Here is a 12,590-nt window from a genome sequence, read left to right on the forward strand (position 1 = left end):
GGCGATGATCGCCTTCATCGGCGGCCTGTCGGCGGCCACCGCCATGGTCATCGTCGAGAGCGTGGCGCTGTCGATCATGATTTCCAACGACCTCGTCATCCCGCTGTTCGTGCGTCGATTGCTCAAGACCACTTCTTCGGAGAACGAAGACTGGTCGACGCTGATCCTGAACGTTCGGCGAGCGTCGATTTTCATCATGCTGTTCATCGCCTTCCTCTATTACCGCGAGAGCACCAACAGCGCGCGGCTGTCCTCGATCGGGCTGATGTCCTTCGCAGCGATCGCGCAATTCGCGCCCGCCCTGGTCGGCGGGCTGATCTGGCGCCGCGCCAATGGCCGGGGCGCCGCGCTCGGCATGGTCGCCGGCATCGCGGTCTGGGGTTACACGCTGCTGCTCCCTTCCCTCGTCGGTCCCGGCTCCGACTTTGTCGTCCATGGACTGTTCGGCTTCGAGGCGCTGAGACCCCAGGCGCTGTTCGGCACCGTCGGCGAGCCGCTGAACCACGGCGTGCTGTGGAGCCTGTCAGTCAACACGCTGTTCTTCGTGATGGGTTCGCTGTCGCGCGCATCGGTGCCGCTGGAGCGCATCCAGGCGGCGATCTTCGTGCCGCGCGAGGCGGGGCCGATGCCAAGCCTGCGCCGCTTCCGCACCGCGGTCACGGTCAACGACCTCAAGGACACGATTTCCCGCTATCTCGGCGTCGAGCGCACCGAGCGCTCCTTCCAGTCCTTCGAGAAGAACGCGAACGTCTCCCTGCACGGCAAGGAACAGGCCAGCATGGACGTCATCCGTTTCTCGGAGCAGTTGCTGGCGAGCGCCGTGGGCTCGTCGTCGGCGCGGCTTATCCTGTCGCTGCTGTTCCGCCGCAACGACCGCGACTCCAAGGATGCCTTCCGGCTGCTCGACGACGCCACCGAGGCGCTGCAGCACAACCGCGACCTGCTGCAGATCGCGCTCGACCAGATGGAGCAGGGCATCACCGTCTTCGACCGAGATTTGCGGCTGATCTGCTGGAACCGGCAATACCGGGCGCTGTTCGACCTGCCCGACGAGATGGGCCAAGTGGGCGTGTCGCTCGACCAGATCCTGCGGCATCTGGCCGAGCGCGGCGATATCGCCGCCGACCAGCGGGTGACGATGCTCAACCGGCTGACCAGCTTCGTCGGTCCTTGGCAGATGGAGCTCAGGACCAGCGGCCGCATCCTGGAGCTGCGTTCCAACCCGATGCCCGACGGCGGCATCGTCGCCACCTATGCCGACATTTCCGGCCGCGTCGAGCAGGACCTGGCGCTGAAGCGGGCCAATGAATCGCTGGAGCAGCGGGTCAGGAGCCGCACCGCCGAGCTCACCCGCGTCAACGAGGAGCTGGCGCAGGCGCAGATGCTTGCCGAGGAGGCCAATCTCAGCAAGACGCGCTTCCTCGCCTCCGCGGGCCACGACATCCTGCAGCCGCTCAACGCCGCCAGGCTCTATTGCTCCTCGCTGATCGAGAAGGCCGGCAAGGGGCCGGCCGGCAGGGCCGCGACCAACATTGAATCCTCACTGGAATCGGTCGAGACCATCCTCGGCGCGGTGCTCGACATATCGCGGCTCGACGCCGGCGCGTTGAAGCCCGAGGACACCGCCTTCAGCCTCGGCGGGCTGCTTGGCCAGATCGGCAACGATTTTCGCCCGCTCGCCGCCGAAAAGAAGCTCGGCCTGAAAATCATGCCGTCGTCGCTCGGCGTGATGACCGACCGCAATTTGCTTCGCCGGCTGATCCAGAACCTCGTTTCCAATGCGATCAAATACACGCGCGAAGGCCGCATATTGGTCGGCGTGAGAAGGCGCGGCGAGCTGGCCGAGATCCAGGTGATCGACACCGGCATCGGCATTGCCGCCGACAAGCTGAACACCGTCTTCCACGAATTCACCCGGTTGGACGAGGGCGCTCGCGAGGCCGAAGGCCTTGGCCTTGGCCTTTCCATCGTCGACCGCATCGCCAGGGTTCTCAGGCTCGAGATCCGCATCTTCTCCAGCCCCGGCAAGGGCACGCGTTTTTCCGTCATCCTGCCGGTCGCCGCGATCGCGGCGCCGCCGCGCGAGACGGGAAAGGCCTCCGCGCGCGCGCCATCCTCACTTGCCGGACTCAATGTGCTGTGCATCGACAATGACGCGCGCATCCTCGACGGCATGCGCCTGCTGCTCGAAGGCTGGGGCTGCAGCGTCGAGACCGCTTCGGGATCGCAGGACCTGATGCGCCCGGGTGCGGCAAGGCCGGATGTGGTGCTCGCCGACTATCATCTCGACGGCGGTACCGGGCTCGACGCCATCGCCAGGCTGCGCGCCGCCTACGGCAAGGATCTGCCCTGCGTGCTGGTCACCGCAGACCGCTCCAGCGAGGTGCGCACTGCTGCTGGTCTGCTTGATGTGCCGGTGATCAACAAGCCGCTGAAGCCTGCCGTGCTGCGCTCGATGATGGCGCGCGTCAGGGCACTGGCGCCCGCGGCGGAATGATCAGCTCACCGGCTGCAGCGGGTCGCCGCCGATCTTGGAAAGCTGGATGACCGCCTGGGTGCGGCTGTCGACGCCGAGCTTCTGCAATATAGCCGAGACATGCGCCTTGATGGTGGCTTCGGAGACGCCGAGCTCATAGGCGATCTGCTTGTTGAGCAGGCCTTCGGCCAACATGCCGAGCACCCTCGTCTGCTGCGGCGTCAGCGCCTGCAGGCGCTTGATCAGATCGGAAATCTCCGGGTCGCGCTCGACGCCGAGCTCGATGCCGGCGGGTGCTGCGATATCGCCGGCAAGCACGGTCAGGACGGCGCTGCGTATCTCCTCCATGCTTGCCGATTTGGAGATGAAGCCGGACGCGCCGAGATCGAGCGCGCGGCGGATGGTGGCTGGATCGTCATGAGCCGACACCACCACCAGCGGCACCGAGGCATGGATGCCGCGCAGCGAGATCAGTCCGGACAGGCCGCTGGCGCCCGGCATCGACAGATCGAGCAGCACCATGTCGATGTCTTCATTGGCGACGACCAGCGCCTTGGCGCTTTCGAAATCGCCGGCCTCATGGATGGCGGCGACGTCGCCTATGCCGGCGAGCGCTTCCTTCAGCGCGCCGCGAAACAGCGGATGGTCGTCGGCAATGACGAAAGTGTGGCCCGACGGCAAATACTCCTCCCCGGATCCCATTGCTGACTGAGTGCTTTCTTAGGGGATCGGAACGATTATGCGGCGGCGCGGCGCGTTTTCAAGCAGCAAAGGCCGCGCGCGCAGGCTTTTTCCCGGGAGCTCAGGTCTTTTGCGGGCTGGGCTTTGCGCCACCGTCGCCTTCCTGCCTGTCGATGTCCTTGACGATATCCATGAAGCTGCGGAAGAAGCGCTCCATGTAGCTCATCGTCTTGTTGAAATCCTCCTCGCTCGGCAGTTGGGACTCCAGCCGGGCCGAGAGCGAGTTCTCGAGCTTCGCGACGCGCTCGTCGAGTGCCTTCACCGTGCTCTGCAGCCGGTCGATCTCGTCCTGGAAGGCGGAGCGCTCGTCGGCGGCCAACTTGCAGACGAGCTGGCCGGAGCGCTCCTCGCAGATCGACATGGCGCCGGTCTGGGTGTCCATGCGGACATAGCCGTTGGCGGACTTTTCGAGCCGATAGCGGTCCGTCTCCTCGGAATAGGCCGATGCGGCGACCAGCGAGCAAAGCGCCGCCGGGATTAGAATGTGCTGCAGACGCATGTTATCCTCCATGAGCCGTTGTGCGAACAATATCACAGGTTTGCGCCTGAAATGGGGAAGAGTTCGCAAGCACCCTTTCCCCCATGGATCGTTCGGACTATAGCGCGCCAATGTCTCAGTTTATCTACAAGATCGCGCCTGAAGCCATGTGGCGCGAAGCGGAACGGAACGGCCGCTTCACCGGGGCGCCGATCGACATCGCCGACGGCTTCATCCACTTTTCCACCGCAACTCAAGTGCGCGAGACGGCGGCCAAGCATTTCGCCGGCCAGGCGGACCTGCTTCTCATCGCTGTCGACGCGGCAAAGCTGGGCGACGCGCTGAAATACGAGGTGTCGCGCGGCGGCGCCCTGTTCCCGCATCTCTACGCCGCGCTCGCCCTCGACGCCGTTCTCTGGGTGAGGCCGTTGCCGCTCGGCGCCGACGGCCACGAATTCCCGCCGCTGGAGGACGAATGAGCGTGCTCGACCGGATCGGCCAAAAGCTGCTTTTCTCGTTCGACCCGGAAACGGCGCATGGCCTGTCGATCGCGGCTTTGCGCTGCGGCCTGCCGGCCGCCTCGCCTCCCCCGCGCGACGCGCGGCTCGAGGTCAGCGTCTGCGGGCTCGATTTTCCGAACCCGCTCGGCATGGCGGCCGGCTACGACAAGAACGCCGAAGTGCCGGACGCGCTGCTCAAACTTGGCTTCGGCTTCGCCGAGGTCGGCACCATCACGCCGCTGCCGCAATCGGGCAATCCAAAGCCGCGCATCTTCCGGCTGACCGCGGACGAAGCGGTGATTAACCGGCTCGGCTTCAACAATGAAGGGCATGGGGCCGCCGAAAGACGGCTTGCCGCGCGCAAAGGGCGGCCGGGTATTGTCGGCGTCAACATCGGCGCCAACAAGGACAGCGCCGACCGCATTGCCGACTATGAGCGCGGCGTCGCCCGCTTCGCGGCTCATGCCAGTTATCTGACGGTCAACATCTCCTCGCCCAACACGCCGGGCCTGCGCAACATGCAGGCGCGCGAGCAACTGGGCGAACTCCTGTCGCGCGTGGTGGCGGCGCGCGCGGCTGCGTCGGTTCAGCCGCCCATCTTCCTCAAGATCGCGCCGGACCTCGTCGAAGCGGAACTGGAAGACATCGCCGCCGAAGTCATCGAGAAAAAGATCGACGGGGTCATCGTCTCCAACACGACGCTTGCCCGGGTCGGGTTGCGCAGCGCAAGTCTGGCCGGCGAAGCCGGCGGGCTGTCAGGCAAGCCGCTTTTCGAGCGCTCGACGGCGGTACTCGCCCGGATGCGCAAGCTGCTCGGCTCACAAGTGACGATCGTTGGGGTCGGCGGCGTCGACTCGGCGGAAACCGCGCTGGAGAAGATCCGCGCCGGCGCCGATCTCGTCCAGCTCTATACCGGCATGATCTATGCCGGCCCGGCGCTGCCTGGCCGCATCGTTGCCGGCATGGCGCGGTTTGTGGAGCGCGAGCGGCTTGGCTCGATCCAGGATTTGCGCGACTCGGCTTGCGAGCGCTGGGCTTCAAAGCCGATCAGCTGAATGCCGTGCGCATCCTGAGCCTCAGCACCGCAAGCAGGCTGAAACCCCGCACCAGCAAAAAGACGTGCAGCGCGGCCCATAGGCCGTTGTTGCCGAAGGCGGGTGCCAGCGTGATCAGTGCCGCGGCGAAGGCCAGGAAAGACAGGAGCATCATGTTGCGCATGTCGCGCGACCAGGTGGCGCCGATGAAGACGCCGTCCATCTGAAAGGCGAGCACGCCGCTCAGCGCGGTGAAGGCCGCCCAGGGCAGATAAGTGTCGGCGACCGCGCGGACTTCCGGAGCGGTCGTCACCATCGCCACCAGCTGTGCGCCGGCCGTCAGCAGGATAAGACTGGCGGCAGCCGCCAGGCCAACGCCCCAGATCAGCGTCAGCCGGACAGCTTGCCGGAAAGGGGTGGCCGCATGCGCGCCGATGGCGCGGCCTGCCAATTGCTCGGCTGCGGTGGCAAATCCGTCCAGGAAATAGCCGGCGACGAGGAAGAAGTTCATCAGCACGGCGTTGGCGGCGAGCGTCACCGTGCCAAACTGCGCGCCCTGCCTGGTGAACAGCGCGAAGGCGGCAAGCAGCGAGAAGGAACGGATCATGATATCGCGGTTGAGCGACAGCATGCGCAAGTAGGCCGGCAGGTCGAGGATGCGCCGGCGTGACGGCCGCTCCAGCTTGCGGAACCGCCTCAGCACGATGGCAAGGCCGAGCATCATGGCCAGGAACTCGCCGGTGACGGTCGCCCAGGCAACGCCCGCCACGCCCCAGCCGAGCTCGAGGCCGAGCAGGAAGCAGAGCAGGATGTTGATGCCGTTGAGCACGGCCTGCAACATCAGCCCTATCCCGCCCTCGCCACGCCCCAGAACGTAGCCCAAAATGGCGTAGTTGATGAGCGAGAAGGGCGCGGCAATGAGCCTGATGCGGATATAGACCGACATCGCCGCGCTGACACGCGGCTCGGCGCCCATGAACCACTGGCCGCCTATCGCAAACAGCGGCGCAAGTGCTGCAAGCACCACGCCGGCGACGACCGCGATCAGCACGGCCCGCCAGAGCACCGCCTGCTCCTCCAGCGGATCGCCGCGTCCGAAAGCCTGAGCGACGAGGCCGGTGGTGCCGGAGCGCAGGAAGTTGAAGGTGGTGAAGACGACGTCGAAGACCAGCGCGCCTGCCGCCAGTCCGCCGAGAAGAGCCGCATCGCCGAACTGCCCGATCACCGCGGTGTCGACGATGCCGAGCAGCGGCGTCGTCAGATAGGCAAGGGTCATCGGCACAGCGATCGCCAGCACCGACCGGTTGGTGACGATGAAGGTCCCGGCGTTGATGTGGGTCGCACCCTTGTCCAAGGATTGCTGCCTTGCTCATTGCGGCTTGCTAGAACGGCCGATGTGCCCCAGTTTGCCGCTGCCGCGCAATCGCCATCGGGTGACGGCCAACCGAATTCCAGCTCTGGCGCAGGCCGCCCCATCATGCCTTTGCAGATCGTCCACCATCCCGACTACGACGCCGGCTTTGCCGTCAATCACCGCTTTCCGATGAGCAAATATCCGTTGCTGATGGAGGCTTTGCACAGCCGCGGGCTGGCAGCAGCGGGAGCGCTTTCGATGCCGGAACGGGCGCCGGCGGCGTGGCTCAAGCTCGCGCACGAGGCCGGCTATGTCGACGAGGTGCTCGCTTGCGAGGTGCCTGAAAAGATCGAGCGCGAGATCGGCTTCCCGGTCAGCCAGCGCGTGTCATTGAGAGCGCAGCTAGCAACGGCAGGCACGGTGCTGGCGGCGCGGCTGGCGCTGAAACACGGCATAGCCTGCAACGCCGCCGGCGGTAGCCACCATGCCAGGCGTGCCCAAGGCGCGGGCTTCTGCACCTTCAACGACGTGGCCGTGGCTTCCCTGGTCCTGCTTGCGGAGGGCGCCGTCGAAAACATCCTGGTCGTCGATCTCGACGTGCATCAGGGCGACGGCACGGCGGACATTTTGAAGGATGAGCCGCGCGCCTTCACCTTTTCCATGCATGGCGAACGCAATTATCCGGCGCGCAAGATCGCCTCCGATGTCGATATCGCGCTGCCGGACGGCACCGGCGACGCTGCCTATCTCGACCGGCTCGGCGCCATTCTTCCAGAGCTTTGCGCAAGGCGGCGCTGGGACATCGTGTTCTACAATGCCGGCGTGGATGTCCATGCCGAGGACCGGCTTGGCCGGCTGACATTGACCGACAACGGCCTGCGCAGCCGCGAGGAGCTGGTCATCAGCCATTTCCGCAAGGCCGACGTCCCGCTATGCGGCGTCATCGGCGGCGGCTATTCGAGCGACGTGCCGGCGCTTGCCGCGCGCCACGCCATTCTGTTCGAGGTCGCGGCCGCGTATGCCTGACGCTCGCCAGGCTACTTCCTGTAGCTCGCAATCCTGAGCAGGATAAAGGCGGGCACGACGATCGCGGCGCCGAGCAGGATATAGCCCAGGAAGCGGTCGAGAGTATGGAAGCCGAGATTCCACAGGTCGATGAAGAACTGGCGGATGCCGTAGAGCACGTCCATCGGCGACCAGCCGAAAGCGTGCATGACGAGGCCGACAAGGAAGGAAACCACCAGCAGCTTCACAAGCACCCTGAGTGGCGTATCGCCGAGAAAGCGTGTCAGTGCGGACAAGGCCGTTCTCCGGTTCGAGCTGCCCGATTCGGGGCGCGACCTCAGAAATACGCACTCGGATACCCGGCATCAAGCCGAAGGCCGCGCGCGAAGCTATTGTGCCGGCGGCCTTGATAGCCCGATCCGGCCGGCACACGTGGCTCGCTCGCTCAGATTCTCCACCGGAAGATGCGGGCCCAAAGCGGCCGGTCGCGGTAGACTTCCCTGGAGCGCCACAGCCTGTTGTAGCGGTTGCCGCCGCCGATACCGAGGTGCGATATCGGCTTGCCGCCCCGCTTACGCTTGATCGCGACCGGCTCGCCATCATGGCTGAGGCAATGGCCGAAATCCGCGGACGGCTGAAGAGGCGCGGCAGATGGCACAGACCTGAGGGCTTCGCCGACGATGAGGTCTTCCGGTTCGCAGGTCAGCGCGACGGCCTTGCCGAACAAGGTCGGGCCTGTGGGGCAGAGCGCAGTCGGCCCGTAATATTCCCGTTTCACATTGGCGCAGACAAGCTCGATCGCCTTGGCGAGCGCCTTGTGGCGAGGCGGCGCGGCAACAACCCCGATGCTGGTGTCCCACGGGGTCGAGCTGAGGAAATCGCGAAAGATCGACAATTTTCCATCGGCGCGAGGCACTCCGCGCAGGAAGAAATAGGAAAGATCGGCATAAAGGCCGCCTTGCTCATAAAGCAGACAATATTTGGCGAGGTCCGCCTTGTATGAATAAGGTCGCAGCGTCCTGAAAGCCGAAAGCACCTCTGCTCCGAAATGCGTCGAAATGAACTCCGCCAACGCCGCTTCCCGGAACAGGCGGTGCTCGTCGCCCGGATGAGCAGCCGTGAGCGAGTGGATGTTTTCGGCAACGAGCCCGGAAAGGTGCTCGCTGCCGCCGTCGGTGATCAGAATGCTGAAGAGAGGCATCCGGCTTCCGTCTCGATCAAGGTGCCTTGGTGAGCCTTCAACTTGCCCCAGTCTCGCCACTGGTGGGGACTGGCCTTCAGATAGGCCAGGTGCCGATCGGCGAAGTCTTGCGCGGCGCTCTGGATCAGTTCGGCCTTGTCCTGGCCGCGATCAAGATCGATCGGATTTTCCACAGTCACCCGTATCCTGCCTGTGCTGTCGTCACAAACGACGAAGACCGGCAGCAGGGGAGCGCCGGCGATCCTGGCCAACCGGGGCGCGCCGCCCGCAAATTCAATGACCGACTGGCCGATTCGCGCACGCACGAGCAACTCACCCTCCCAGGCGCCAGCGGTGATGGACGCAAACTTGCCCTGGCGAAGCAACCGCCTGGCCTCCTTCATGCTGGCGGCGGGATTCGCGCGGTCGATCACGATACGGCCCGCGGCATGTCTGAGCTCGACGCCGGTTCTAATCGGGTTGAGGAACCGGATGCCGAAGCGCGATTTCGAGAAACCGTGCTCGGGCCTGCTGACATGGAAGACATCGAAGCCGGCTTTGGCGAAAACCATCTTCGCCGCAAGCGCATTGAAGGCGAAATGCGCAATCCACAGGACGGCGCCACGGCCCTGTTCGCGCGCCGCATCGAGATGCTCGGCGCCGAGGAGTTCGATCTCGGGTCGCCAGCCGACGAGCCACTCGCGGACGATCTGGATGTTGTGTTCGCTGCGCATCGCGTCGACCCGGAGCCGGTCCTCGCGGCCGGCTATGCCAAAGGCGGCAAGATCCGGTTGGTCACCAACGTCGCGCCGAGACTCAGGCGCCCGTTTCAGCCGCTCCAGCCAAAGGCAGACACTGCGCCATCTCTTCTCAGGCACGAAAAGAGAGACGAATACAAAAACAGGAAGCCTCAGCAGGAATCCGAGATCTTCCACAGCAAAGGCTTTTCCGGAGCGAGAGGCTCGCTTCCTCTTCCGAACATTGATTTCCAAGCTGGGTCCCCACCCTTAACCCCTGAGCCATTACCATGTTGTGGCGCGGCGTCAAAGCGCCGGTGGATGGCTCTCGGCTTTCAATGTATCGCCGATTGCTAGATGCGGGGCCATCATGGTAACGAGGCTGTTGCGCGGGTATGATGTAATGGTAGCCTGTCAGCTTCCCAAGCTGAACGCGCGGGTTCGATTCCCGCTACCCGCTCCATCCCTCGCTACAGTGCCGCGCGGTCGCAGCGATCTGGCAGAGCGTCCTCAGGCGGCCGATGGCGAATGCGATCGTTGCCGCTTGCCGGTCAGGCCAGCACGCCGCAGAGGGGAAGATGCTTTGCGGCCTCGGCGGCTTCCATCCGCACGATGGCGCGCGACAGGCCGCCGCGTTCCTCGATCCACAGGCGAACCCAGTCGGGATATTGCGAGATCAGGTACCCGGCGGCGATTGCGTTCTCATGGGCGCCGACGCCGTAAGGCAGATGGAAGCCGAAGGATGCACGCGGCGTGATGCAAAGCTGCTCGGCGGGCAAAGACAGATAGAGCGTGCAGGCGCTGTCGCAGGCACCGTCGAATTCCACAGGCTCGTTCGCGGCGCGCAGCTCGGCGACGTGCAAAGCGAAGATCACGATCTGACCGCCGGGATTTTCCTGCACCGTTTCGGCATCTGCGGGCAGCGTTGTCAGGGCGGCGGCGAGGAACGCTAGCGCCTTGGCTATCAGCCTCCGCTTAACCCGCGCGCGCGGCAGATCGGCGTGCATATTGGTGACCTCGCTCATCCGGCGAGACCAAGGCTAACATTGCGATGGTTAACAACAGGCAGCTTTGAAAACATCGAACATCCAGATCGCCCAACTGCCCGCATCCTCTCAACAGCAGGGGGACTGGAAAATCAACGTGCTTTTTGACCGCACTCCGAAGGGAGCCACCTCGTTCGGCGAAAGCGCGCAAACGAAAGAGCCGCTCGAAAGGCGAGGGGCTTGGGCCTAGAAGAGGATCGCCGCGCGATCTATGGCGGAAAAGAAGCCAGCCACCTTGCGGCGGCCGGCTCTGGACCGGTTGAGCAATCCAGGACCACGTCTCGGTCCGGAATTCCGTAAAAACAGTTCTTTACTGCGGGTGAGCGGCTCTTATCCAAAGCTGAACCGCTATGGACCCCTAAAGCCAAAAGCCAATCCAAACACGTTCGCGCCAGCAGCGGCGACGCCAGCGGCCACGACGCCAGTAGCGGCGGCAAACACGTCTCCAAACGCGGCGCCGTCTGCGGCGGCGACGGCCGTGATGCCAATGACGATGGTAAACCTGCTCCACTTCAGCACGTTCGTGTCCATCCTCGAAGACGGCAGTATCGGGCTTATCGAGTTCATCGAGAATTCCGTTGCCGCTTGGAATTCCGGCAACCGCCCTACTGGGGCCAGCCAGGGTTGCAATTGCCGCTGCCCCCGCAACGCCAAGCATTCCAGTGAGAAACAAGCGACGTTCCATCAAAGACCTCCCGATAGTTCAGCATCGGCAGGTGGTTCCCTCACCCAAACGGGCTCCAGCGAACTGCCGATCTGTTTGAACGCACAGGTAGCATTCTCGTTCCATTACCCCACTTCGCGCAGGATGAAGTCGTGCAGCATCTTGGCGGCGGGCGAGAGCGCCCGGTTCCTGACCGTGATCAGGCTGTAGGGCCGGACCTCGATGTCGAACTCGGTCTGAACGACATCGATCGCTCCGGACAGCCCGTCGCCGCTCTGGATGAACTTGGCCACCTGCACCGAAACGGGGGCGATGGCGTCAGATTGCGCCACCATTACCAGCGTCAAGAGCAGCGACGAGGTGTTGAGGATGCGGTCGGGAAGCGGGATGTTGCGGTTCAAGAAATTGCTTTCCATCGCCTGGCGCAGGGGCGAGCCGCCGGACTGGAAGACCCAATCATAGGCAGCCGTCTCCTCCAGGCCGACCATCCCGCCGCCGGCAAGCGGATGGCCGCGGCGCACGATCAGGCAGGCCTTCTCGATGCCGATGACGCGCGATTCGAACAGCCGCGGATTGAGGTCATCGGGGATGCGGGCGATGATGAAGTCGTGGCGGGAGGCGATCAGCTCGCGAGCGAGCACGTTCGAGGTCTCGACCTGCATGGTGATCTCGATGCGCGGATAGATGCGGCGGATCTCGCGAATCGCCGGCACCGCCAGTTCGATCGCCGGCGCAGTCACGGCGCCGAGAAACACCGAGCCGCCCTTGCCTGCCTTGAGTTCCGAAATCTCGCGGTCGGCTTCGCGCATTTCGAGCAGGATCGAGCGGGCGCGCCTGGCGAGCGCCTGACCGTAAGGGGTCAGCGTCACGCCGCGCGGCAGCCGCTCGCACAATTTCACGTCGAGCACCGCCTCCATCTCGGCGATCATGCGCGAGGCCGCCGGCTGGGAAATATTCATCACCTGGGCGGCGGCGCTCACCCGTCCGTGATCGTCGAGCGCGGCGATCATTCGCATATGGCGCAGGCTCAGGCCGCTGCGCAGGAGCGTTTCGCCGTCCCCCGGAAGCTTTTCGTAACTCCCTGAAATCGCATCAGGATCCCGCAGCGCCGCCATGATTTCCCAGCCTCTCCGGCAGTTCTCTGCTCTACGCTAAATCATACCAGTTTCGGTATATCAACCAGCAAAGATCGCATTTGACAGTTATGTCAAAGGGACACACCCTTCGCGCGTTCCGAGACGCAGCGATCGGCAACGAGCAAAATCGTATCGATTGAAACTGCGTCGCGGGGCCGATTGGGAGGATACCGGAGATCGATAAAGCCGACAGAGGCGCGACTGCGCTCCTGTTCGACTGCGCGGCCCGCGAAGCCCCG

General features: G+C 64.4%; 13 protein-coding genes and 1 tRNA gene. 5 read left to right on the forward strand and 9 right to left on the reverse strand.

The annotated features are described in order from the left end of the window. Positions 1–2,497, forward strand: a 2,497-nt coding sequence (locus tag EOA79_RS07185; protein WP_128292946.1) for a PAS-domain containing protein, incomplete at its 5' end; no start/stop codon positions are given. Here EOA79_RS07185 and EOA79_RS07190 read toward each other — a convergent pair. Together EOA79_RS07190 and EOA79_RS07195 are read right to left on the reverse strand one after the other, a co-directional pair. After that, positions 2,498–3,157 carry a response regulator transcription factor gene (locus EOA79_RS07190; protein ID WP_066996819.1) on the reverse strand — a complete coding sequence of 220 codons (660 nt, stop codon included), beginning with the start codon at positions 3,155–3,157 and terminating at the stop codon, positions 2,498–2,500. It abuts the gene before it with no gap. 121 nt (positions 3,158–3,278) lie between these two features. After that, positions 3,279–3,716, reverse strand: a complete 438-nt coding sequence (locus EOA79_RS07195; protein ID WP_095826081.1) for a hypothetical protein — start codon at positions 3,714–3,716, stop codon at positions 3,279–3,281. Between the two features lie 110 nt (positions 3,717–3,826). Here EOA79_RS07195 and EOA79_RS07200 point away from each other — a divergent pair, with 110 nt between their 5' ends. Both EOA79_RS07200 and EOA79_RS07205 read left to right on the forward strand, forming a co-directional pair. Beyond that, the gene (locus tag EOA79_RS07200; RefSeq protein WP_095826055.1) at positions 3,827–4,174 is read left to right on the forward strand and encodes a DUF952 domain-containing protein; all 348 of its coding nucleotides are present in this window, start codon (positions 3,827–3,829) and stop codon (positions 4,172–4,174) included. Further along, positions 4,171–5,250 carry a quinone-dependent dihydroorotate dehydrogenase gene (locus EOA79_RS07205; RefSeq protein ID WP_095826056.1) on the forward strand — a complete coding sequence of 360 codons (1,080 nt, stop codon included), beginning with the start codon at positions 4,171–4,173 and terminating at the stop codon, positions 5,248–5,250. The genes EOA79_RS07200 and EOA79_RS07205 overlap by 4 nt, the downstream gene beginning before the upstream one ends. Here EOA79_RS07205 and EOA79_RS07210 read toward each other — a convergent pair. Beyond that, the gene (locus tag EOA79_RS07210; RefSeq protein ID WP_164748406.1) at positions 5,243–6,583 is read right to left on the reverse strand and encodes an MATE family efflux transporter; all 1,341 of its coding nucleotides are present in this window, start codon (positions 6,581–6,583) and stop codon (positions 5,243–5,245) included. The genes EOA79_RS07205 and EOA79_RS07210 overlap by 8 nt on opposite strands. Before the next feature lie 123 nt (positions 6,584–6,706). Here EOA79_RS07210 and EOA79_RS07215 point away from each other — a divergent pair, with 123 nt between their 5' ends. After that, on the forward strand, positions 6,707–7,609 hold the full coding sequence (locus tag EOA79_RS07215) for a histone deacetylase (protein WP_095826057.1): 903 nt from the start codon (positions 6,707–6,709) through the stop codon (positions 7,607–7,609). A gap of 11 nt (positions 7,610–7,620) precedes the next feature. Here the strand turns inward: EOA79_RS07215 and EOA79_RS07220 are convergent, their stop codons facing one another. The 3 genes from EOA79_RS07220 to EOA79_RS07230 form a co-directional block, all read right to left on the reverse strand. Further along, on the reverse strand, positions 7,621–7,884 hold the full coding sequence (locus tag EOA79_RS07220) for a DUF6460 domain-containing protein (protein ID WP_066996803.1): 264 nt from the start codon (positions 7,882–7,884) through the stop codon (positions 7,621–7,623). Between the two features lie 149 nt (positions 7,885–8,033). Continuing rightward, positions 8,034–8,789, reverse strand: a complete 756-nt coding sequence (locus EOA79_RS07225; protein WP_095826058.1) for a glycosyltransferase — start codon at positions 8,787–8,789, stop codon at positions 8,034–8,036. After that, complete coding sequence (locus EOA79_RS07230) at positions 8,768–9,760, reverse strand: hypothetical protein (protein ID WP_127335595.1); 993 nt, start codon at positions 9,758–9,760, stop codon at positions 8,768–8,770. The genes EOA79_RS07225 and EOA79_RS07230 overlap by 22 nt, the downstream gene beginning before the upstream one ends. A gap of 134 nt (positions 9,761–9,894) precedes the next feature. Here EOA79_RS07230 and EOA79_RS07235 point away from each other — a divergent pair. Next, positions 9,895–9,968: transfer RNA gene (locus EOA79_RS07235), tRNA-Gly, on the forward strand. An 88-nt stretch (positions 9,969–10,056) separates the two neighbouring features. Here the strand turns inward: EOA79_RS07235 and EOA79_RS07240 are convergent. The 3 genes from EOA79_RS07240 to EOA79_RS07250 form a co-directional block, all read right to left on the reverse strand. After that, positions 10,057–10,530 carry a hypothetical protein gene (locus EOA79_RS07240; protein WP_095826060.1) on the reverse strand — a complete coding sequence of 158 codons (474 nt, stop codon included), beginning with the start codon at positions 10,528–10,530 and terminating at the stop codon, positions 10,057–10,059. Positions 10,531–10,899: 369 nt separating this feature from the next. Continuing rightward, complete coding sequence (locus tag EOA79_RS32700; RefSeq protein ID WP_164748405.1) at positions 10,900–11,118, reverse strand: hypothetical protein; 219 nt, start codon at positions 11,116–11,118, stop codon at positions 10,900–10,902. A gap of 222 nt (positions 11,119–11,340) precedes the next feature. Further along, positions 11,341–12,330: a LysR substrate-binding domain-containing protein gene (locus EOA79_RS07250; RefSeq protein ID WP_067322751.1), complete on the reverse strand. Its 990-nt coding sequence runs from the start codon at positions 12,328–12,330 to the stop codon at positions 11,341–11,343. Positions 12,331–12,590 lie beyond the last annotated feature (260 nt).

Source organism: Mesorhizobium sp. M1A.F.Ca.IN.020.03.2.1 (assembly GCF_004023205.1).
Classification (GTDB): Bacteria; Pseudomonadota; Alphaproteobacteria; order Rhizobiales; family Rhizobiaceae; genus Mesorhizobium.